Genomic DNA, 23359 nt, shown 5'->3' on the forward strand with positions numbered 1-23359 from the left:
CGGTGGTGGTGGTGGCGGCGGAACATAAGTACGGATCGCATCCAGCACGGGTATATGCAGCTGGCCGCCATGCCAGAGTCCCAGGCTCATGCCCACCGGCTCCCCCTGACGAGCCCAGCCATCCAGCTGCAAGGCATCCTGACGCAGCACCTGGACGGCACTGGCTTTAGGGCCGTAGTCATTCATGGCGGTGCGGTTATAGTGGGCAATATCAAATCCCAGTCGCTGGATCAGCTGGTGGTTGTTCCATGCGCTGGCGAGCAGCGCGACGATCCCGGCCAGCGTGAACAGACTCAACGCAGAACGCCAGCCGCGCTGACGTGGCGTAAGCCCCGTTCCTTCAGGAAGCAACGGCAGAATAAAATCGGGCGACGGCGAAACGGAGGATGAGCCGGGCTCGCCGGGTAACCAGCCTGCCACCTGATTGAGTGCAGTATGGCGGGACAGCCAGGCGGTCCAGAGCGAAGAGGGCAACGCACCCCGTAAAGCGGGCATCATCCCCCATAACACCGCAGTGGGCATGACAACGGGGAGATCCGGGTTTTTATCTACAAACACCGCCACTACATGCTGACGAAACCAGCTCATCAGACTGTTCATCAGCACCTGCTGCTGCATGGCGGTCGCGCCGCCAGAGGTGATCCATGCTGCGACGGTGGAGGGAGCCTGAGACATAAGCCAGACGTGGACACCCTCTGCCTGAACCTCAGCCTGCCAGAGCGTCTCGTTCATTATGGCGCTGCCCACTACCCCGCTCAGCACCACAGGAATGGTGTGACCGGTCTCCTTACGCAGCTGGCTGATTTGCCAGCGCAGGGCCAGCAGACGACAGGTCAGGGATTCAGTATCGGCATGTTGCTGGGGACAGACTGTCACCATAATGGAAAGCTGACGCGCCCATTCCGGACGCTGCCGCAGCAGCTGACGGCCCACTTGTTGCAGATCCTGATCCTTTTCCAGCCGGAGCCAGCAGCCCTGCGTCACGGTCAGTAGTGGCGTCGCCTGGGGCCAGGCCTGTGGTAAATCGCCACAGACCAGCACCACCGGCTGACGATAAGTCGCTTCCGGCAGCGTATCCAGTCCCGTACTGACTTCATCTTCCGGACGTGCTGCGCGACGGCAGACGACATAGCTGGCCATCATAATCAGAACCCAGCCCGCCAGCATCAGCAGAACCGCCGTCAGCCGGGAAACAGGCAGGAACGCAAGGCATACAATCGCCGTCAGCAGTGCGGCCCACAGCGCCAGAAAACGGCAGAGCACCGGGGTCATTTCAGCGTTCCCGGCAGCAGTGAGGCCAGCGTCAGATCAAGCCAGTGGTTCAGCCCCCACCACAGTGCCACCAGCCCCGCCAGACTCAGGCCAATCCGCACGGGCCAGCTGTCGAAAATCCCCCCTACGCCACGGCTGCGTCTGGCGTCAGCCAGCACCGGCAATGTCTGTGGATGCGTAAAAGGGGGAACCAGCACGCTCAGCGCCTCAACAAGTTTGGTCCGTTCCGGCTCCTCCAGGGAACGGTAACCGCCGAGGAAACCCAGCTGCATCACCCGATGAAAGCAGGTCAGAACCGCGATGTCCGGTGCAGGTTCCCGCAACACCTTCCGCATGCGGTTACACAGCTCATCGCCGGCATCCAGCGTGCCGAGGAAATGCCCCTGTAATGGGACGTCGTACCATTGCAGACAGGCGTCATCCTGTACGCCGCGGCCTTTCACTACTTCATCAAGCAGCGCGCACTGCGCATAGAGAATATGCTGGCAGCTGGCTTCATCCAGCTCTACGGCTTTCAGCGCCTGCCGGACTCGCTCCACATCCGCCACGCAGCGTTCCCAGAGCCTGCGTCCCTCTCCCTCTTTAAAAGAGGGGCCGTGGCGCAGGCTGATGACCTGCAGCCAGGTGTCCTGCAGCAGGTTGTCGATATCACAGCTTAATTTGTTACTCATGTTCTCAGCACCGCAAACAGTTCAAGTTCAGGCTCACCCAGCATGCCCGGGACATAGAACATGCAGCTGCCGCTTTCCAGCATCTCTGCCGCAACCGGATGGGACAGATCGAGCGTGAAATACTGGTTTTCAAGACGCAGAGGTATCGCCGCAGGAACATGACGCAGCGGCTTCAGCGGAATGCCCCGCTGTGATGAGTTCACAATACTGAGCACATAGTCCGGGCTTCCCACGCGGCACTGCTGCGGAAACTGTTCCTGCAGCTGTGCCGCCGGCATCGGTGAACGAACGGAAAGATAGTAATCCGCCTCTTCACGCAGGCGCGGGTCCTGCAAGCGAGCAAGCCACTGGCGCAGACGTTTATCATGGGTGAGTTCGATAGCCACCACGCGTGACGGCAGGCTCGCTTCCATCAGGTCGCTCAGTAAATCAAACAGCGGCGGGAAGACCGCGCCCGGCTGCTCGTGCTGATACGCAGGAATAGCGCTGACCTGATGCTCAAGCGAGAAAGTGAGCAGACTGCCGGCCAGACGGGCCAGTTCCAGATAAAGGCGTTCTGCCGGACTTTGCGGATAACGCTGAAACTGGCTCAGCACCGGCTCAGCGCTGTTCAGGGCGTTCAGCAACCAGAACAGCGACACGTCGGCAACCGCGAAATCCGCCATGCGTTCGTTGCTTTCACGGCGCATGGCCATCAGGCGGGTCAGGCGGGCGCGCAACTGGATCATCAACTGTTCAAGCTGGGCCATCAGCCAGCGGCTACCCTGTACGGACAGCAGCGGTGGTATAAAGGCCCCGTCCAGAGACCAGACGCCCTGCGGATCTTGCAGCAAGCGGGCCACCGGACAGGTCAGATAATCGCTGTTATTCTGGTCAGCAAATCGCAGAGTGATTTCCGGCGACATCACCGCAATCTGACGATTGTCGTCGCCGAACTGATTACGGACGTCACGCCACTGCTGCCGGTAACGCACCGGGCGCTCCGGAACTTCATCCGGTTTCAGGCAGTTGCCGCCGTTCGCCTTCAGAAGCGGCAAAGCCAGCACGACCACCGCGCCATGCAGGGCTCCCTCCAGCGACAGGGCGGGTGGCAACGCATCGGCATTATTCGTATCAATCAGCGTGCCATCCTGAAAACGCAGATGCAGGTGGTTCGCCTGCAGACGGTTCAGTTTCAGGGGGCCGGCTTCAAAAGCGACATTAAGCACGCCCCACGGATGGCTGAGGCTCATTTGTGCAATACATTCAGCGGTCCAGGCCGCATACGCGGCCTGTTGCTGAAAATGCTGGGGAGAGATCATCACGCCTCTGCCCCATAACGGCTGTTCCGTTTTCATCGGCATCCTGCCTTATGCTTTCGCCTTCGGCATTTTTGAGACCAGCGAAAGACTGACGTCCATTCCTTCAACCTGAAAGTGCGGCACGGCAAACAGCTGTACGCGGAAGAAGCCCGGATTGTCCTCAATATCCTCCACGGTGACTTTCGCATCACGCAGCGGATGGGAGGCCTGAAGTTCGTCGCCCGGATCGGTCATCTCCGTGACCAGACCACGTACCCAGGTATTCAGCTCCAGCTCCAGCAGCCGGCGGTCTTTGGTGCTGCCGATGTTTTCACGCTGGATAAGCTTCAGGTAGTGCGCAATGCGCGACAGCAGGAAGATATAGGGCAGACGGGCGTTGATGCGGCTGTTGGCCGTCGCATCCGCCGTGTCGTACAGCGCCGGTTTCTGGGCGGAGTTCGCCGAGAAGAAGCAGGCGTAATCGCGGTTTTTGTAGTACGAGAGAGGGATAAAGCCCAGACTGGCAAACTCAAACTCACGGGTTTCCGGGATCATCACCTCACTCGGGATCTTCACCTGATTGCCGGTGCCCAGATCGTAGAGATGGATCGGCAGATCCTGCACCGCCCCACCCGCCTGCGGACCGCGGATCTGCACACACCAGCCGTTACTGATAAAGCTTTTCACCATATTGGCGGCAAAGGCAAAGGCGGCGCTGGTCCAGAGGTATTTGTCGTGATCCGGCCCTTTTACCTCCTCGGTGTAGTTGAAGCTGCGCACCGGCACGGTATCCGGGCCGTAGGGCAGGCGTCCCAGCACGCGCGGCATCACCAGACCGATATAGCGGGCGTCGTCCGTCTCGCGGAAGGATTTCCATTTGATGTACTCGGCGCGGTCGAAGTAGTTGCCGATATCCTTAATCGCGGCGACCTCTTCCATGGAATCCTTAAGGAAGAACTGCGGTCCGGCCGCGCCGATAAACGGCATATGCGCCGCCGCCGACACTTTGGAGATATTGCGCAGCAGCGCCACATCCTGCGCGGAGGCATCAAACTCAAAGGCGGAAATCAGCGCCCCGACCGGCTCGCCGCCGGGGGTGTCATACTCATCGATATAGGTGTGTTTATAGAGCCCGCTCTGAATGATCTCAGGCGAGTCCTCAAAGTCCTGGCGTAAATCGTCTTTGGAGAGGTCCAGCAGCTCGATTTTGACGTTCTGGCGGAAGTCGGTTTTATCCACCAGCGATTTCACGCCGCGCCATAAGGACTCCACGGCCTGAAAGGCTTCATGGTGCATGACCGCGTCCAGCTGGCGGCTGATCTGATGGTCCAGCGTCGCGATATGGTGGTCAATCAGCGTTTTATCCAGCCGCTCCACCGGCGAGCCCGCTTTACTCAGGCACTCCAGAAAAACCTGCATCCCGGCGGTCAGACGTTCACCGGCGGAGGCGTCAGACATCGCCTGCGTATCCTGCCAGCTGTCGAGCGCACTCAGCTCGGAGACGGGGTTCAGATTGATTTTTTCGAACAGGGACGCGTAGACGCTCCCCCCTGCCGGCTGCGTCAGCACCAGGCTTTCACCGCCCGCCACATTTTCATTATTTACAGACATCAGCATTCCTCAGTTAATCCGTTAAAAGGGTGTTGCCGTTCAGGGCTGCTTCGGGGCCAGGGCAGAAAGCTCGGCCCGGAGTTCCGCGCTCAGGGCCGGATCGCGCAGGATATTTTCCAGCGCTTTCCGGAACGCCTGGTTATCCAGCAGGTTGGCTTTGAGGTCACGGAGGAGATTGCGCATGGCGAGCATGGCTTTAAGCTGGGGGATCTGACGGGCCACCTGTTCAGGTTCAAAGTCTTTCATGTCGCTGAAAGCGAGGCTGACGTTTTCTTCGCTGCCGTCACCGGCGAGGGTATTTTCGACGGTGAGGTTAATTTTTGGGGAATATTCAGAAAGGACGCTGTTAAAGTTATTTTTACTGATGTTCACTTTAGCGCGCTCCGACAGGGGCGCCTTCTCCTGGCCATTGCTGAAATCACCGGTTACCAGTAATTTCAGGGGTAATTCCGTTTTTCTTCCCGCACCACCCGTGTGCAGGTCAAGCTTGAGGTTAATACGCGCCTTCGGTATCTCCCGCTGGAAACTGTCACTCATCAGTTCATCCCTCTTATTTATCGCTGTGTGATCTCTTCGCACGTCAATTCCCTGCGTGCTAAATTCAGATTATTACACCTTTCGTAGTTCAAATTTAAGATCCTGACACTAAATTTTAAAATTAACAGGTGCTCAAATGAGATTAAAAGGATAAAAAATAGAATTTGCGCCCCATGAGCACACATACTGACTGTTTCAGGCGCAAAAAATAGAGATTTACAGTGATAAACACCAGGCATTCAAAATTTTAATGCAACACACTCTTTACATTGATGAAAAAAAGCCCTGTTAAGGAGGGTCCGTCAACTGGAAATTTACTGGAAAATACAGACTGTAATACGAACCCATTGAGAAAGCGGCAAACTAAATTAACGCATAAAACAGGTGTTCATTGCCTGTAGCCCGTTAGTTAAAATACCCTTACTAAAACAGCACCCAGCTTAATAATTAAGATTACACATAAATAAAAACAGCAAAAGACACTCCACACAGAACATTCAATTAAACAAGCGCTGTTCAGTACGCAATGATTTTATACCTTCTCATATTGCTATTCGAGACGAATTCATTAATGTTTTTTCCGTCTGAATCTATCGTACAATCCGGGCTGACCGCCCCTGAAAAATCTATTACTTCATCCCCGTGAAAACTAATATCCTCTTTTAGTGACTGTGCTTTCAGGCTTCGCAACTCAGTCACCGCCAGAGTTACAGGTATTGTTCAGAATAAGGAATTTTATTGGCACCCTCCTGACGGTAAAGCTGAGTACAAACCGCCCGACGCTATTTTACGACGGCTGAACCTATTCATGACCACCTTGAGCCTGACGGCTCAGAGCCAGCTTATGCCGCTTACTCTGCTGTTGATGACATGAGCAATCAGGCTGGCTGCCGTGCCGGGGCTGCAATTGCGTATGGTGAAACAGGCCAGCGATGCGTCCGCTCTATTCCCCGGCACAATATGACTGCCTGTAACATCGGTAATGCACCAGATGCCGGCCCTTAGGGTATGGTACTGAAGCAGAGACGCTGACGGGCCAGGAAAAATTCAATATCCCGGCAATCATCCCTTTAAAAGAAAAGGCACCCCCGCTCGTGCAAGCGCCTGCCTGATGGTTTTCCCTACACTCCGCCGCGATAACGCAATGAATTTCATTGATTAAAATACTATTAACTAGCGGAACTAAAATAAGCCTGCAAAAGGGTTTTGCATTCAATAAGCGTCTTTTCCGGCAGCGCAATTTCCTGAAAAACGCCTCCCGTCACAGTAATGAAAAGAGCGCGTTCTAATTTCTCACAAGGCTTGTGTAACCTGGAAATTTAACTTAGGTTATTAACAAGATATTTCAAAATTCATTATTTTCCATCATTTTGCTGCCCGGCTTCTGGTCGCCGCAGCGCTTTATCGCAGCCTGATTTTTTTATCACTTATCTCATCATGGAATGATGTTGAGAGAGATACATGCGAAAAAGACTCTTCATTATCATCCTGTTTGCCCTGTCAACGGCCAGAGCCAGCGGTATCTATCTTTATGAGATCGGCACCGACGACATCAGGCCGATCATCACTGATTAACCGGGAGGATAAAATGCATTATCTGATAGCTGCGCTGACTTTACTGGCATTAACCGGCCCCGCCGTGGCGGACTCACCCTATAAAAATCTCGCCTTCGCCCTGAAGCAGCAGAAGATGACCGACGATCTGCGCAACCACTGCCAGATCCCGGTCAGCGTGGCCGATGAAGCGTTAAGGCAGCGCTTTTTAGCTGAGCCGCAACAGAGCGACCTGCTGCTCTCCGCCGCTCAGGCATTGAAAGCAAACGATGAGCCACGCTATTTATCTTTGCTGGCAAAGATCGAATGTCCTGACGCAGAGGACAGGTAACGCCGGACGGGAACGGGGTCTGCCTGCCCGCCAGCGAAGCGATTTGGCTGAGGCTATACGCGAGGCAGCGGGCGTCTCGTTTAGCGGCGCTGCGGCTGCCACCGGGAAGCGCTGCCACCGGGAAGCGCTGTCAGCGCACAAACCGGTATCCCACGCCATTTTCCGTAATAAAATGCTGCGGGCGGGCCGGGCTTTCTTCCAGCTTGTGGCGTAAATGCCCCATATAGATTCGCAGATAGTGGCTGTTGCTACCGGCGTTCGGCCCCCAGACCTGCCGGAGGATCTGCGTCTGCGTCAGCACCTTTCCCGGATTTCCCGCCAGCAAAGCCAGCAGGCGAAATTCCGTGGGCGTCAGGTGAACCGACGCGTCGCCCCGCGTGACGGTATGCGCGGTGAGATTGACGGTAATATCGCCAAACTGCACCACATCTTCCTGGCCCTGCTCGTGGCGGCGCAGCGCAACGCGGACGCGCGCCTGAAGCTCCCCCATGCCGAAGGGTTTACAGAGAAAATCATCCGCGCCCGCGTCCAGCGCCGCAATTTTATCCTCTTCCCCGGTGCGGGCGGAAAGCACAATGATCGGTTTGGTGCTCCACTGACGAAACTGGTGAATAAAAGCGATGCCGTCACCATCCGGCAGGCCCAGATCGAGGATCACCAGTTCGGGACGCCGGGCGGCGGCCGTCGTCAGCCCCTGCGCCAGGGTTCCGGCGTCATAAACCCGGATGTTGTCGTTTTCCAGCGCGACCCTTAAATAGCGGCAGATCTGTTTTTCATCGTCGATAATCAGCACGTTTTTCATGGTGTCTCCTCAGGGTTTTCCTCCATCACTGGCGGGGGCAGCAGCGGCAGCGTAAGGGTAAAGCAGGCGCCGCCTTGCGGAAGATTGCTGGCGACGATTTCGCCTCCGTGCAGGGTCATAATCACCCGGCAGATCGCCAGGCCCATGCCGACGCCGGGCACGGCGGACTCCTCATGCCCGCGGGTAAACTTCTCAAAAATCTGGCTCTCTTTCCCCTCAGGGATGCCGGGGCCGTTATCCTCAATGGCAACCCGCAGTTTATCCTGGTGCCTCTCCGCCCGGATAAGAATATCCGCCTCTGCGCCGGCATATTTCCACGCATTCTCCAGCAGATTGACGAAAACCCGCTCAAGCAGGGGGCCGTCAGCGTGAAGCAGCAGCATCTCGTCAGGCAGCACCAGATGGCTATTTTGCGGCGAGAGGATCCCTTCCAGCGCCCGCAGCGCGCTGGCGATCACCTCATCCAGCGCGACCCAGTCCGCCCGCAGCTGGAACCCCTCAGACTCAATCCGCGCCATATCCAGCATGTTGTTCACCAGACGGATGGTACTGAGCGTCTGCTGCCGTATCTCGCTGGCCTGGATGGCATAGGGAGATCCCCCGGCGGAGAGATTCAGCGTCAGGATTTCCGCCTGGCTGAACAGCACCGTTAACGGCGTCCGCAGATCGTGAGAAAGCGCCGCCAGCAGCGAATTCCGTAGCTCTTCCCGCTCCGCCGCCAGGCGGGAATGCTGCTCGCGCTGGGTCAGCGTATAGCGCTCCAGCGCGCCGGCGATAAGCATAAGAAAGGTTTCCAGCAGCCGCTGCTGTTCGGGCAGCATCTGCCGGAGAGGGCCGGGTTCAATAATCAGCAATCCCAGCGACCTGCCCGAGACGACCAGCGGCAGAATCTTATAGGGGACGCCGGGTAGCGTATCGCTGCCCGCCCCGGCCACCTGGCCTTTATCGAAGCACCAGTTGACGATAGCCGGATCGGGCAGGGTCGTCAGCGCTTTCAGCATGGGCGCAACGAGCTGATTGTGGGGATCGGGCAGCCAGATTTCACACCTGACCTGTAGCGCCGCCGCCACCGTCTGCTGGCTGATGCGCGCAATATCTTCCGGCAGGCGCGCCCGGCTAAGCCCGTTCGCCATCTCATACAGATAGCGTGCGCGCTGCTCCCGGTGCTGCGCCACCCGGGCCTGATAGCGTACGCCAGCGGTCAGGTTAGCGGTAATCACCCCCACCGCCAGCATGACGGCAAAGGTCATCAGATACTGCGTATCATGAACGGTAAATTCCCCCGTCGGGGCGATAAACACCAGATCGAAGGCGAGAATATTCAGCAAGGCGGCGAAAACGGAAGGCAGACGCCCAAAGCCGGTGGCGATCAGCACCACGCCTAAAAGGTAGATCATCACCAGGTTGGTGGGAGAAAAACCGGGCAGCAGCCACTGGCCCGTCAGCGTAATCAGCGCGCACAAAGTGACGGCGGCGACGCAGCCGCGCAGCCTTTGCGGCCACTTGGGGTTGCTGGCCGGGAGATCGCCGCTGCGTTCGCTTTTATAATCCGCCGCATCATCCAGCCCGACGATAATCAGATCGAAGTCGGGCCCAAGCTGGCTGAGGCGTTGCGTAAAAGAGGACGTCAGGCGCCAGCGTCGCTGCGCTGAGCGGCCAACGATAATCTTGCCCAGATTATGTTCCCGGGCGTAGCGAACGGTCGCGCTCGCCTCATCCGTCCCGGAGAGGCTGGCCGTTTCCGCGCCCATACTCTGCGCCAGTTGCAGGGTGCGCATCACCGCCCGCCGCCGCGCTTCTCCCTGACGATGCAGCGAGGATGTCTCGACGGTGACCGCATGCCACTCGCACCCGAGCCTGGCCGCTAACCGGGCCGCGATGCGCACCAGTTTAGCGCTGCCGGTATCGCTGCTGATGCAGAGCAGGATAGCGTCACGCACGTGCCAGACCTTCTCTTCCCGCCCTTTGATATCGCGCCAGGCCCGCACCTGATCGTCAACCCGATCGGCCGTGCGCCGCAGCGCCAGCTCCCTCAGCGCGTAGAGATTGCCCTTCCGGAAAAAGTGCTCAATCGCCCGCTCCGCGCTATCGCCGACGTAGACCTTCCCTTCCCGCAGGCGCTGAAGCAGATCGTCCGCCGGGAGATCGACCAGCACGATCTCGTCAGCGGCATCAAAAAAGGGATCCGGCACGGTTTCGCTGACCCGGATCCCGGTGATCCCACTGACAACGTCGTTCAGGCTTTCAAGATGCTGCACGTTGAGGGTAGTCAGGACATTGATGCCCGCATCCAGCAGCTCCTCAATATCCTGCCAGCGCTTGGGATGACGGCTGCCGCGAACGTTAGAGTGCGCCAGCTCATCAATCAGTATCACCGCCGGACGGCGCGCCAGCGCCGCGTCCAGATCGAACGCCTGATGATGGGGCCGGTCGCCCGCCCGCCGGGGCAGCACTTCAAGCCCTTCCAGTAAGGCCGCCGTCTCCTGACGACCGTGCGTCTCGACAACGCCCGCCACCACGTCCAGCCCCTGCGCCCGTAGCCGGCGCGCTTCCTGGAGCATACTCCAGGTTTTCCCCACGCCCGCACAGGCGCCAAAGTAGATCTTTAGCTTTCCCCGGCTTTCATTATCGGCCTGGGCCAGCAGCAGGTCGGGATCGGGACGCTGGAGTTCTTTCATGATGCTCTCTTAGGGTGTGGTTAAGGCATCCAGCGCCATATTCAGCGTCAGGACATTCACGACCGGCTCCCCGATAAACCCAGGCTGCGGATATCGGGTATGAGCTGCCAGCAGCTTTCTTACTTCCTGCTCAGGTAAATGACGCGCCTGCGCAATGAGCGGCACCTGCCATTCCGCCGCGTCCGGCGGCAGATGCGGATCAAGTCCGCTGGCCGAGGCGGTCACCAGCGCGACGGGAACCGTCGGAGACGCCTGGGGATTCGCCTCGCGCAGCGCGGCAATCCGCTGCTTCACCACCTCATCCAGCTGCGGGTTACTGGCCGCCAGATTACTCCCTGATGACGCCAGCGCATTATAAGGGGTTTCTGCGGTGGCCGATGGGCGCCCCTGAAAATAGTCAGGCCGGGTAAAATGCTGCCCGATGAGCGCGGAGCCACGCAGTTCCCCATTCTGCATGATCAGCGATCCCTTTGCCGCGTCAGGAAACCACCACTGCGCCAGCCCGGTGGTGAGCAGAGGATAAGCCACGCCGGTAATCAGCAGCAGCAGAATAAGCACAGAAAAGGCAGGACGTAAAAGATTCATGAGTTTTCCTCAGACCAGATTCAGAAAGGTCAGCAGCATGTCGATCAGTTTGATCCCGACAAAGGGAACAACGATCCCGCCTGCCCCATAGCGCCAGAGGTTCCGCCGCAGCAGCGCGGCGGCGGACATGGGCCGGTAACTCACGCCCTTCAGCGCCAGCGGGATCAGCACAATGATAATCAGCGCATTGAAGATCACGGCCGACATAATCGCCGAATCCGGCGAGTGCAGCCGCATCACGTTAAGCTGGTTCAGCTGCGGATAGGTCGCGGCGAAGGCGGCCGGGATAATGGCAAAATATTTCGCCACGTCGTTGGCAATGCTGAAGGTTGTCAGCGAGCCACGCGTCATCAGCATCTGCTTGCCGATATGCACCACTTCGAGCAGCTTGGTGGGGTTAGAGTCCAGATCCACCATGTTACCGGCCTCTTTGGCGGCCTGAGTGCCGGAGTTCATCGCTACCGCCACATCCGCCTGCGCTAACGCCGGCGCATCGTTGGTGCCGTCGCCGGTCATCGCCACCATGCGCCCTTCCGCCTGATACTGCCGGATTAACGCCAGCTTGGCCTCCGGCGTGGCTTCTGAGAGAAAATCGTCCACCCCGGCTTCGGCGGCGATGGCAGCGGCGGTTAACGGATTATCCCCGGTGACCATCACGGTTTTGATCCCCATCCGGCGCAGTTCGGCAAACCGCTCTTTGATGCCGCCTTTGACGATATCTTTCAGCGCCACAACGCCCATCACCACGCTGCCTTCTGCCACCACCAGCGGCGTTTCGCCCCGGCGCGCAACCTCCTCCACCAGGCTTACCACCTCCGCAGGAAACTCGCCGCCGTTACTCTCTACGTGACGGCGGATCGCATCCGCGGCCCCTTTACGCAGCATAACCTGTCCGGTATTGACGCCGCTCATGCGGGTTTGCGCGGAAAAAGGGATGAAGGTCGCATCCAGGCTAGCTAAATCCCGTTCCCGCAGGCTGAATTTCTGCTTGGCCAGAATGACAATGCTTCGCCCTTCGGGCGTTTCATCGGCCAGGGACGCGAGCTGGGCGGCGTTCGCCAGCGCCTCTTCCGTGACGCCGCGTGCGGGCAGAAACGCACTGGCCTGACGGTTGCCCAGGGTGATGGTGCCCGTTTTGTCCAGCAGCAGCACATCCACATCCCCGGCGGCCTCCACGGCCCGGCCGCTGGTGGCTATCACGTTCGCGCCCAGCATCCGGCTCATGCCCGCAATGCCGATAGCGGAAAGCAACGCGCCGATAGTGGTGGGGATCAGGCAGACCAGCAGCGCGACCAGCACCGTAACGCTGACCGGCGTCCCGCCCCAGGCGGAGAAAGGATAGAGCGTTGCCGTCGCCAGCAGAAAGACGATGGTCAGCGAGATCAGCAAAATGGTGAGCGCCACTTCGTTTGGCGTTTTACGGCGGCTGGCGCCCTCCACCATGGCGATCATACGATCCAGAAACGTCTCGCCCGGATTGACGCTGCACTGAATAATCAGCCAGTCGGAGAGCATACGCGTGCCGCCCGTCACCGACGCAAAATCGCCCCCGGCCTCACGGATGACCGGTGCCGACTCCCCGGTGATGGCGCTCTCATCCACGGAGGCGCCGCCCACCAGCACCTCGCCGTCGCAGGGAATAATGTCACCCGCTTCCACCAGCACGAAGTCGCCTTTGCGCAGGCTTTCGGCCGGGACATTTTGCGCTGAGGCATCATATTTCGCCGCGGCCAGCTTTTTGGCCCAGCTGGTTTTTTTAATCGCTTTCAGGCTCTCTGCCTGGGCCCGGCTGCGCCCTTCCGCCAGCGCCTCCGCAAAGTTGGCAAACAGCACGGTAAACCAGAGCCAGAGGCTGACGGCGGCGGTAAAAAAGCCCGGCGTGCTGCTGCTGAGAGCCAGTAGCGTGGTCAGAATGCTGCCCAGATAAACGACAAACATCACCGGGTTGCGGTACTGCACCCGCGGATCGAGCTTGCTGAACGCGCCGGTAAAGGCCGCCCGCCAGGTGGCGTTGCGCTGCGCTGAAGGTAACTGCTGTGCCATGATGATTCTCCGCCAGTTAATGCGTAGTAAACTGCAAATGTTCAGTGACCGGCCCCAGCGCCAGCGACGGCACGAAGGTCAGTGCGCCGACCATGATGACGGTGCCGATCAGCAGGCCGACAAATAGCGGGCCATGGGTCGGTAATGTGCCGGGACTGGCGGGCTGCGTTCTTTTTCCCGCCAGCGACGCGGCGATGATCATCAGAGGAATAAGCGGCAGAAAGCGTCCCAGCAGCATGGCGGCGGCCAGTAACAGGTTCCAGAACGGCGTATTCGCTGACAACCCGGCAAAGGCGCTGCCGTTATTGTTGGCGGCAGAGGAGAGCGCATAGAGCACTTCGCTGAAGCCGTGCGGCCCCGGATTATAAATCGCTGCCCGGCCAGCGTCGGTCATCATCGCCAGCGCCGATCCCAGCAGCACAAGCGAGGGCGTAATCAGGATATAGAGGGCCACCATCTTCATCTCCGGCACGCCGATTTTTTTCCCAAGGTATTCCGGCGTGCGGCCAATCATCAGCCCGGCGATAAAGACGGCCAGCATCACGTTGATTAACATGCCATACAGGCCTGAGCCGACGCCGCCGAAAATCACCTCGCCCAGCTGCATCAGCCACAGCGGGACCATGCCGCCGAACGCGGTAAAGGAGTCGTGCATTGCATTCACCGCGCCGCAGGAAGCTGCCGTGGTGATCACGGCAAACAGGCTGGCGTTCAGAATGCCAAAGCGGCTCTCCTTCCCTTCCCAGCTCATCGCGCTGTCGGCACCCAGCGTCAGGAAGTGCGGGTTCCCTTCCGTTTCTGCCAGCATCACCAGACAGACCGCAGTGATAAAGATCAGCGTCATCGCCCAGAGCAGCGTATGGCCCTGCCGCCGGTCACGCAGCGTGTCGCCAAAGGCAAAGCAGAGCGCGGCGGGGATCAGAAAAATCATCACCATCTGCACAAAGTTGGTCAGCGCTGAGGGGTTTTCAAACGGATGGGCTGAGTTGGCGTTAAACACGCCGCCTCCGTTGGTGCCGATGATTTTGATCGCTTCCTGCGAGGCGACCGGCCCCATCGGCAGCGTCTGCTGCACGCCTTCCAGCGTGGTGGCGGTAAGATAGGGAGAGAAGTTCTGCATCACGCCCTGACTGACCAGAAACAGCGCCATGACCAGCGACAGCGGCAGCAGAACAAATAAGGTTATGCGCATCAGGTCACGCCAGGCGTTACCCAGACTGGTTGTCTCACGCCGGGAGAAACCGCGAATCAGGGCAAAAACGACGGCGATGCCGGTGGCTGCCGAAAGGAAGTTCTGCACCGCCAGCCCCACCATCTGGCTGAAGTAACTCATGGTGGATTCCCCGGCATAGGCCTGCCAGTTGGTGTTACTGACAAAGCTGACTGCCGTATTCAGCGCCAGATGCCATGAAAGTCCTGGAAGCTGCTGCGGATTCAGCGGAAGAACGCCCTGGCAAAGCAGGAGCAGAAACAGCAGCAGCAGACCCGCCAGATTGAACAGCAGGATGGCAGCCAGATACTGCCGCCCGGTCATCCCGTTATTGCGGATGCCGCAGAGACGCCATAAACCCGTTTCAACGGCGGCGAAGCCGCGCACCGGACGGTCGGCAATCAATCCTGAAAGGTAGCGACCCAGAGGCTGCGCCAGGATCAGCAACACGGCCAGATAGCTGGCCACCAGTAAAAATGCTTCTGAAGCCATCAGAACTCCTCCACCCGGAACAGGGCATAAAAAAGGTAGCCGAGCAGCAGGCATACCAGCACAAGGCCGGACAGCAATCCAACGCTCACGGTGAAACTCCTCTCGTGGTTAAGTGGCTAAAAGTTTAAAAAATTACATATAAAAATGTCGTTAAAAGAAGGGGAGCGGATATAAAAAAAATATAAAAATCTCAGGGGTTTGGGGGAAAGAAAGGCGAGGCCTGAATCAGGCGCAGCGCACAGTAATGAGCGCATTTATTTAAGTGCGTTTTGCCTTAACGAATAAAAAATTAAGGCTCATTTTAATGCCGAAGTGGTGGTTGAAGCAGCCAGGCACATCCCCCGACTGTAAGTTCTACTGACATCTACTCACGCTCAATCTTCCCGGTTAAGGGGGAATACGGGCGTTACAGCTCTCCTGCAAAGAAGAACGTCACTGTGATGGCCCTTATCTGCATCTTTTGGGTATTAAAAATGGCCTGATGATTTTTAGATTTTCGTACAATTTATTGAGTTAATCCTTAGCGGCTGACACAACTGAACTCAGGACCGGAGCAGATACTCCCCAGGCTTTTTTCAGGTAAACATAATGGTTCTACTGAATAGCTATATGTATATCGCTATGCTGTGAATGATTGCCAGCAGGAGATGGGTGGCGTATATTTTATCTACAGGCTAGTGCCATAACATTTAACCGGTGATCGTATGTCAGCTCAGGAAGCAAAAAGCAGACACCAGCGCGAGTATAAACAGCATGTTGAAGCCGTCCGGAACGGTCAGGCTCCAGGTCGCGTGCTTGAAAAGCGTCCTGCTGGGATTGTCCCTGCCAAAGGCGGACGAAGCCTCTCGTTTTTCTGACAGAACGCGTTGAATTGCCCATATGGAATGGGTTAAGTGATAGAATAAGCTCATCATCATGATGGGCTTTTTTTATGACTTTGCATTCTATACCGCCAGAAGAGCAAATCCTCAAACTCAACCGCTATCTGATCGATAACGCACACCAGCTCCCCTCTCCGGTTATAACTGTGGGCGGGCAGGCCGTCATGTACTGGTATCTGACAAACCTGCACCTTTATCCCGATCAACCTGACATGACAGCTATTACCTCAATCGACATAGATTACGTGGCACGAAAGGAGGGAGTCGATGTGATTGCGAAGATCTTCAACGTAGTAGTAAGGGTTCAGGAGATTTTTAATCCACCTTCCATCGCGGTTTTGAGTCTGATAGATAAAGACACGGGCAGGGTAAAGGAGGACACGCAAGGCCAGTTCCTGAATGAGCGACTTAATGAGGCTAATATTGTTGACATCATTGACAGACCCGCGGGCTTTAAAGCCGGGGATTTTGTCGGCGATAAACTCGCACTTAATACAGAGCCCTTCCTGATAATGCCCGATCGACACGGCGCGGCGATGAGCCATGAACTTGTCAGGGTTCTTAACCCACTGGCATGCATCCGCTCACGTCTGTCCAATGCTACTACTCCCATGGGCAAAGATCGGCTTACGGAGGCAGAACGTATACGTGTACTGGCGCTTCCTGCCTTCAACTTCATGCTTGAAAAGTTACAGTCGTTACCTTTTCGGCAGGGCAGACAGTACGTGGATTACTTCATGTCTTTCGTGTGGGACAGGTCATTCAGACATTTCCAGGCAGAACACAATATCCCCCTATACCGCATTGTTGAGCAGCTGGTCGCCGAGCTTGAAAAAAACGCCGGTGATTACGTTTCGCCAGGGCTATATCTGGAAGAATTACCGAGAAAGGTAGATCATTTAGCGCAAGAGTATCAGCGATACCTCAACCTTATTGGCAATAATAAATAATAACCTTGCTCTAAATATGGTATCAGTCAATTTCTAACTATCTTTTTTATTAATCTCCTGATGAGGGATCATAGTAGCTGTAAAATTAGATTTTATATCTATCCTCTCACTGCTGTTTTCGTTAAAAACTGGCGGACGACAGAGACGATCCGCCCTCGCCGCCGTAACCTGCCGCCCTTCTTTTCGCTCACGCTGGCTTTCCCGCTCACGCGCTGAAGCCAGACTTCCGCCGCTTTTATGATGTCAGTAGTGTAACATCGTTAACAAATGAAACACTTTAGCCGCACAAAATGCATCTTTCAGGTCGTGATTCAGTGAGGCATCTTTATCATAAGGCGAGAGAAACGCCACAGGTAACACGAACGGCTGGTAATGAAATTTAAAGATTTTGCAGAAGAAGAGAAACTGTTCGTCCGGCGAACGCTGGTGGCTTTTGGGGTTGTCCTGGCCGGTTTTGTGACGCTGGTCGTTCACCTCTGGCACGTGCAGGTAGAGGAACACAGCTACTATCAGACCCGTTCTGACCAGAATGACATCAAAACGGTGCCGATCGCTCCGACGCGGGGAATTATTTACGACCGCAACGGCATTGCGCTGGTGAAAAATATCACCTGGCACGACATTGAAGTGATGCCCTATAAAATCCACGATATGGATGCGCTGGTGCAACGGCTCACTCCCATCGTCAATCTTTCCCCCGACGATATCGAAACGTTCAGGCACACGCTCCGCTCTGCCAGCCGCTACAGACCCGTGGTGCTGAAAAACGAACTGAGCGAGGAAGAAGTCGCCCGCTTTTCCGTCAGCCAGTTCCGTTTTCCGGGCGTGGCCATCAACAGCTATAAAGATCGCCAGTACCCTTATGGGGCAGAACTGGCCCATGTGGTGGGCTACGTCTCCAAAATTAACGACCGCGACTATGAGCGGCTTGAGAAGGCGGGCATCAGTGAAAACTACGCGGCCAGCCATAATATCGGCAAACAGGGTATTGAGGCCTACTACGAGTCGGTGCTTCATGGCAAAACCGGCTACCGGGAAGTTGAGGTGGATAACCATGGCCGCGTGGTCCGGGTGCTGAAAGAAGTCCCGCCTGTCGCCGGGAAAAATATCTACCTGACCCTCGATCTTCACCTACAGCAGTATGTGGAACAACAGCTGACGGGACAGCGCGCCGCGGTCATTATCGAAAACCCGCGCGATGGCGAAGTGCTGGCGATGGTCTCCAGCCCCAGCTACGATCCCAATCCTTTCGTCAAAGGCATCAGCTATAAAGCCTATAAGACGCTGCTGGCCAACAAAGACCTGCCGCTGATCAATCGCGTCACCCAGGGCCTTTATCCGCCCGCCTCCACCGTCAAACCCTATATGGCGATGTCGGCGCTGCTTTCTCACGTCATTACGCCACAAACCACCTTTTACGGCGCGCCGACCTGGACCCTGCCCGGCACCCACCGCCGCTACCGTGACTGGAAAAAATCGGGCCACGGTATGCTTGATGTTACCCGTGCGATTGAAGAGTCGGCGGATACGTTCTTTTACCAGGTGGCGTTTATGATGGGCATTGACCGCATTCACTCGCTGCTCAGCAAGTTCGGCTACGGCAGATCGACCGGCATCGATCTGAATGAAGAATATGATGGCCTGATGCCGAGCCGTGAGTGGAAGCGGAAGGTGCATAAAAAAAGCTGGTATCAGGGCGATACCGTCGCCGTGGGAATCGGTCAGGGCTACTGGCTTGCCACGCCAATCCAGATGCTTAAGGCGCTCAACACGTTAATTAATAACGGACGTGCCATCCAGCCCCACCTGCTGTATGAGCAGAAAAAAGGCAGGCATATCTCCTCCTGGAAACCAACGTTGCCGCCTGAACAGGTAGGCGATCCAAAATCGCCTCACTGGGCGCTGGTTCGCCGTGCAATGTTCGGCATGGCCAACGAGCCTAACGGCACTGGCTATAAGTACTTTCATACTGCGCCTTACGGCATTGCGGCAAAAAGCGGCACCTCACAGGTCTTCGGCCTGAAGCAGAATGAAATTTACAATGCGAAAAACATCCCGGTTCGCCTGCGCGATCATGTGCTTTATACCGCGTTTGCCCCCTTTAACAACCCGAAAATCTCCATGGCAATTATTCTGGAAAACGGTGGCCTTAATGGCGTCACCGCCGCGCCGGTAGTCCGGAATATTCTGGATCATATTTTTCTGCCGCCGGACGAGGCACCCATGGCGGTCACCGCCGATCCGGACAGCAACCGCACCGCCCGTTAGTCCGGAGCCAGCGCCGTTGACGTAAACGGCGTTAAAGTCTTTGACTGTTCCTGCCGATACCAGCCAGCGAGGTAGTGTTTAAACTTCGCCGGGGCCGGTCTTACTGGCTACTGACTCGTTCACGCTGGAAGGGACATGAATAACGAAAACAGCTCTGCGGCCAGGTTACGACGCCATTTTGCGTATAACGTGCTTGCTCCCATGCTGGCGGTGGTGCTGTTCGCCTTTCTCAGCTGCGGGTTTACCGCTTGGTGGGTTACCACCCTGAGTAATGCCAAAGCAGAGGAGAAACAGCAGCAGGTTATTCAAAATATCTTTGCTCAGCATCTTGCCGACTATCTGCGCCAGCATCGTAACCTGTTAACCTGGCCGGATCTGTCAGCGCAGCTCGCCAGCCCCACGGGCCGCGACACCTTTGCCAGCTGGCTTGTCCGCCTCGCCGGCGATAATGAGGTCTATCTGCTGGATGCGGCTAACCAGCCGCTTTCTGCCTGGCATGATGGCAAAATGGTGGCGTCAGAACGCTTTAGCGAGATCGGCAGCTTACTTTATCCCTGGCTGGCTCAGCTTGACGCCCTGCAAGGCCCGGCGCCTTTTACCGGGGATTTCATCCGCCTGAACGATCGCGTTGCCGAGGTGGCTGTCGGCACGTTGCCCAACAGCGACGGGCACCGGCTGGTTTTTATTCGCTATCTTCACTACAGCTTTATCAACTTTCTTGAACACCGCGGCGTGGTCAGTAACTTCCGCTTTATCGCTGATAGCGCCGGCGGGACCGACAGAACGGGGTTCCTGCTTAAGTCGGGGCTGAATATTCCCGTCAGCTACGTCTCCTGGCAGCCGATGCGGCCGGGCAGTCAGATGCTGAAAGTGACCGCCCCGCTGGTCACCCTCGCCATGCTCGCCATTCTGGTAATGTGCATTCTGGTCAGCCGCCGCCTCTGGCACGCGTCGCGGAACCTTGCAGATACCGTGCGGCGGCTTAAGAGCAGCGAAGCGCATGCCAGACAGCTGGCGCAGCAGGATTCGCTCACCGGACTGCCCAACCGCTCAGCCATGGCGAGCCGGCTGGCCGGAAGGCTGAGGCAGCTTTCAGACGGCGACGCGGGATTTGCCCTGCTGGTGCTGAACCTTGACCGCTTTAAAATGATTAACGATACCTACGGCCACCATACCGGCGATGCGCTGATTATCGAGGTAAGCCAGCGGCTCTCCATGCTGCTGGAGGAGGGCGACTGTGTCGGGCGGCTGGGGGGAGATGAGTTTGTGCTGATGGTCAGCGGCATAAGCAGCGAAGCGCAGATCGCCCACTTTTGTCAGCGAATCATCGCCCTGCTGATGACCCCGGTAACGCTGATGGGCAACTCCTTCTGGGCGGGCGTCAGCATCGGCGTGGCGCTGGCTCCTCTGCACGGCAGGGAGAAGCTGGAGCTGATGCGGATGGCGGATATTGCGCTCTGTGCGGCCAAGTCCGACGGCCGGGGCCGCTACCGGATGTACTCTCCCATGCTGGGCCAGGCCATTCAGAAACGCCAGCTGCTGGCGGAAGAGCTGCGCCTGGCGCTGGATAACGCCAGCGGGCTGGCGCTCTGGTATCAGCCCATCATGGATATCAGCGGTAAAAATATGCTCGGCATTGAGGCGCTGCTGCGCTGGACGCATGCGGACTGGGGAGCGATCTCCCCCGCGGACTTTATTCCGATAGCGGAAGAAACCAGCCTGATCGTGCCGCTTGGCGACTGGGTGATCGACCAGGCCTGCGGCATGGCCCGGCGCTGTCCCGATCTGTTCCTGTCGCTGAACGTCTCGCCGCTGCAATTTCTGGCCGGTAATTTCATCGATAAGCTGAGCGCAACGGTCCGGCAGCATGGGGTTAATCCCCGACAACTGGAACTGGAGATCACCGAAGGCGTGCTGATGGAAGATCAGCAATATGCGCTGGAAACCATCCAGACATTACGCAAAGCGGGCTTCCGCATCGCGCTTGATGACTTCGGCACCGGCTACTCCAGCCTCAGCTATCTGATGCAGTTTCCCGTCGATACGCTCAAAATAGACCGCTGCTTCACGCAGCTACTGGGCATTCAGGAACAGGCAGATACCATTGTGGAATCGGTGATCAAACTGGGTCACTCGCTGGGGCTGTCGGTGACGGCGGAAGGCGTGGAAACCGAAGCGCAGCGGCTGGCGCTGGCCAGGGTGCATTGCGACAAGCTACAGGGCTTTCTGCTCAGCCGGCCCCAGCCGGAAGAAGCGCTGCTGGCGGCCCGACGCCAGCAGCCGCCCGCCATCCACCCGGTGCTGCCTCTGACAGCGGAATAAACCGCGACGCCCTGATGCATGACGCCAGCGGGGCCACCGGATGCTGAATGGCAAAAAGCGCCGTCAGGCAGAATGCGTATCGCGCCGCCTGAGTCCCTATTCGCGGCTAGCGACGCAGAACAACCTGCGGCGCGCCAGCCTCACTATGATGATGAACATGCAGGTCGGCCTGATACCAGCGGCTGAGTGTCTCTTCCCTTATCACCTCATCCGGCGTCCCTCTGGCGACCAGACGGCCCTGATGCAGCAGTAAGATTTTGTCTGACCAGAGCGAAGCGAGGTTAAGATCGTGCAGCACGCAGCAGACCGAGAGCTGCCCCTGCCGCGTAAGCCGGTGCAGCAGGCGCAGCGCATGTTGCTGATGATAGAGATCCAGCGCGGAGGTCGGTTCGTCCAGAAACAGCCAGCCGCGCGGCCCGTCAGAATGCCAGAGCTGGGCCAGCGCCCGCGCCAGCTGAACCCGCTGCTGCTCGCCGCCGGAAAGCGAGCGGAAGTCGCGCCGGGCCAGGCTGTCGCTGCCGGTCAGCCGCATCACCTCATCGATAATCTGCCGGTTTGCCGCGCCGGGCCAGGGTGCCCGCCCCATCGCCACCACATCCCTGACCGGCAGCCTGAACTCCACCTGACTTTTCTGACGCATCACGGCCCGCGTCCGCGCCAGCCGCTCACGTGACCACGAGTCGATGGCCTGCCCGGCCAGCTGGCAACTTCCCTCATCGGGCGTCAGATAGCCGGTCAACAGCCGTAAGAGGGTCGATTTCCCGGCGCCGTTGGGGCCGATAAGCGACACCATCTCCCCGGCGGCGAGCGTCAGCGAAACCTCCCCGATCAGGCGGCGTTCTCCGGCATGATAAACAAGACGATCGGCCTGCAAAATATCACGCATAGTGTCCCTCCTGACGGCGCAGTATCAGCCACAGAAACCAGGGCGCGCCCAGCAGGCTGGTCAGGAGCCCGACCGGCATCTCGGCAGGCGCCACCAGCGTCCGGGCCAGCGTATCGGCCACCAGCATCAGAATTGCGCCCGCCAGCGCCGATCCGGGCAGCAACCAGCAGTGATTACTGCCCATGCACATCCGCATCAGGTGCGGCACCACCAGACCTACAAAGCCGATAACCCCGCTCACCGCCACGGCAGCGGCCACCACCAGCGCGCTGAGCAGCAGCAGTATCCGCTGCGTGCGCCTCACCTCCACGCCGAGATAGTGCGCCTCCTCTTCACCGAGTTGCAGTAGATTAAGCCGCTGCGCCTGCCGCTGGATCGCCAGCATCGCCGGGAGGATCAGCGTGGCGCTCGCCAGCACCGTAGACCACTGCGCCTGGCCCAGCGATCCCATGCCCCACAGCGAAAGCTGACGAAGCTGCTGGTCGTTGCTGATCCATGACATCACGCCGACGGCGGCGCCGCAGACGGCATTAATCGCAATGCCGGCCAGCAGCAGCCGGGAGAGCGAGGTTCCGCCGCGCCGGCTGAGGGTAAAGATGACCAGGGTGACGCCCAGGCTGCCGGCAAAGGCGGCCAGCATCGGCCACCACAGCGCAAGCACGGCGGGCAGCGTCAGCGGCACCAGGATCGACAGCGCGACCATCAGCATTGCACCGCTGCTGATGCCCAGCAGGCCGGGATCGGCCAGCGGATTGCGGAACAATCCCTGCATGACCACGCCCGAGAGCGCCAGCGCGGAGCCTACCAGTACCGCCAGCAGCACTCTGGGCAGGCGGATATTCCACCAGATTTGTCCAATAAAGCTCTCTGAACCGGCCTGCCAGACCGCGGGCAATGAGAGGCGCATCGCGCCCACGTTGGCGGCAAGCAGCACGAGGGCCGCCATCAGCAGCAGCATCAGCAGCAGGCCGCGCTGTACCGTCATC

The 23359-nt window shown here is 57.9% G+C and carries 17 protein-coding genes; 4 read left to right on the forward strand and 13 right to left on the reverse strand.

Annotated features, from left to right (window positions below; genetic code table 11):
• From AAH446_RS13125 to tssB, 5 genes are all read right to left on the reverse strand, one after another.
• A partial coding sequence (locus AAH446_RS13125; protein ID WP_342907140.1) for an OmpA family protein occupies nucleotides 1–1272 on the reverse strand: 1272 nt, incomplete at its 3' end.
• On the reverse strand, nucleotides 1269–1943 hold the full coding sequence (gene tssL / locus AAH446_RS13130) for a type VI secretion system protein TssL, short form (protein WP_342907141.1): 675 nt from the start codon (nucleotides 1941–1943) through the stop codon (nucleotides 1269–1271). The genes AAH446_RS13125 and tssL, both read right to left, overlap by 4 nt.
• Entirely contained in the window at nucleotides 1940–3280 is a 1341-nt protein-coding gene (gene tssK, locus AAH446_RS13135; protein WP_342907142.1) for a type VI secretion system baseplate subunit TssK, read from the reverse strand. The genes tssL and tssK overlap by 4 nt, the downstream gene beginning before the upstream one ends.
• 12 nt (nucleotides 3281–3292) lie before the next feature.
• On the reverse strand, nucleotides 3293–4840 hold the full coding sequence (gene tssC / locus AAH446_RS13140; protein ID WP_342907143.1) for a type VI secretion system contractile sheath large subunit: 1548 nt from the start codon (nucleotides 4838–4840) through the stop codon (nucleotides 3293–3295).
• Between the two features lie 33 nt (nucleotides 4841–4873).
• Complete coding sequence (gene tssB, locus AAH446_RS13145; RefSeq protein ID WP_342907144.1) at nucleotides 4874–5371, reverse strand: type VI secretion system contractile sheath small subunit; 498 nt, start codon at nucleotides 5369–5371, stop codon at nucleotides 4874–4876.
• Nucleotides 5372–6959: 1588 nt separating this feature from the next.
• On the opposite strand from tssB, the gene AAH446_RS13150 reads away from it, so the two are divergent.
• Nucleotides 6960–7256 (forward strand): YicS family protein, encoded by a 297-nt coding sequence (locus AAH446_RS13150; protein WP_342907145.1) that lies wholly within the window; start codon nucleotides 6960–6962, stop codon nucleotides 7254–7256.
• A gap of 130 nt (nucleotides 7257–7386) precedes the next feature.
• Here AAH446_RS13150 and kdpE read toward each other — a convergent pair whose 3' ends face one another.
• From kdpE to kdpF, 6 genes are read right to left on the reverse strand one after another with little or no spacing between them, the layout of a single operon-like run.
• Nucleotides 7387–8058 carry a two-component system response regulator KdpE gene (gene kdpE / locus AAH446_RS13155; RefSeq protein WP_342907146.1) on the reverse strand — a complete coding sequence of 224 codons (672 nt, stop codon included), beginning with the start codon at nucleotides 8056–8058 and terminating at the stop codon, nucleotides 7387–7389.
• Nucleotides 8055–10736 (reverse strand): two-component system sensor histidine kinase KdpD, encoded by a 2682-nt coding sequence (kdpD, locus tag AAH446_RS13160; protein WP_463322812.1) that lies wholly within the window; start codon nucleotides 10734–10736, stop codon nucleotides 8055–8057. Before kdpD ends, kdpE begins: the two co-directional genes overlap by 4 nt.
• Nucleotides 10737–10745: 9 nt before the next feature.
• Nucleotides 10746–11321 (reverse strand): potassium-transporting ATPase subunit KdpC, encoded by a 576-nt coding sequence (gene kdpC, locus AAH446_RS13165; RefSeq protein ID WP_342907147.1) that lies wholly within the window; start codon nucleotides 11319–11321, stop codon nucleotides 10746–10748.
• Nucleotides 11322–11330: 9 nt separating this feature from the next.
• On the reverse strand, nucleotides 11331–13364 hold the full coding sequence (gene kdpB, locus AAH446_RS13170; protein ID WP_342907148.1) for a potassium-transporting ATPase subunit KdpB: 2034 nt from the start codon (nucleotides 13362–13364) through the stop codon (nucleotides 11331–11333).
• A gap of 16 nt (nucleotides 13365–13380) precedes the next feature.
• Entirely contained in the window at nucleotides 13381–15066 is a 1686-nt protein-coding gene (gene kdpA, locus AAH446_RS13175; protein ID WP_342907149.1) for a potassium-transporting ATPase subunit KdpA, read from the reverse strand.
• Nucleotides 15066–15155: a K(+)-transporting ATPase subunit F gene (gene kdpF / locus AAH446_RS13180; protein WP_342907150.1), complete on the reverse strand. Its 90-nt coding sequence runs from the start codon at nucleotides 15153–15155 to the stop codon at nucleotides 15066–15068. The genes kdpA and kdpF overlap by 1 nt, the downstream gene beginning before the upstream one ends.
• 842 nt (nucleotides 15156–15997) lie before the next feature.
• Here kdpF and AAH446_RS13185 point away from each other — a divergent pair.
• The 3 genes from AAH446_RS13185 to AAH446_RS13195 all read left to right on the forward strand — a co-directional run bounded on the left by AAH446_RS13185 (nucleotide 15998) and on the right by AAH446_RS13195 (nucleotide 21487).
• Entirely contained in the window at nucleotides 15998–16897 is a 900-nt protein-coding gene (locus AAH446_RS13185) for a hypothetical protein (RefSeq protein WP_342907151.1), read from the forward strand.
• Between the two features lie 372 nt (nucleotides 16898–17269).
• A complete protein-coding gene (gene mrdA / locus AAH446_RS13190; protein ID WP_342907152.1) occupies nucleotides 17270–19165 on the forward strand; it encodes a penicillin-binding protein 2 in 1896 nt (631 codons plus the stop codon).
• Between the two features lie 135 nt (nucleotides 19166–19300).
• The gene (locus AAH446_RS13195) at nucleotides 19301–21487 is read left to right on the forward strand and encodes a putative bifunctional diguanylate cyclase/phosphodiesterase (protein WP_342907153.1); all 2187 of its coding nucleotides are present in this window, start codon (nucleotides 19301–19303) and stop codon (nucleotides 21485–21487) included.
• Between the two features lie 106 nt (nucleotides 21488–21593).
• Here the strand turns inward: AAH446_RS13195 and AAH446_RS13200 are convergent, their stop codons facing one another.
• Both AAH446_RS13200 and AAH446_RS13205 read right to left on the reverse strand, forming a co-directional pair.
• A complete protein-coding gene (locus AAH446_RS13200) occupies nucleotides 21594–22373 on the reverse strand; it encodes a heme ABC transporter ATP-binding protein (RefSeq protein WP_342907154.1) in 780 nt (259 codons plus the stop codon).
• Nucleotides 22366–23358, reverse strand: coding sequence for a FecCD family ABC transporter permease (locus AAH446_RS13205; RefSeq protein ID WP_463322820.1), 993 nt, complete (start codon nucleotides 23356–23358; stop codon nucleotides 22366–22368). The genes AAH446_RS13200 and AAH446_RS13205 overlap by 8 nt, the downstream gene beginning before the upstream one ends.
• Between the last annotated feature and the right edge of the window lies 1 nt (nucleotide 23359).

Origin of the sequence: Erwinia psychrophila (assembly GCF_039023475.1) — a bacterium.
Taxonomy (GTDB): Bacteria; Pseudomonadota; Gammaproteobacteria; order Enterobacterales; family Enterobacteriaceae; genus Erwinia.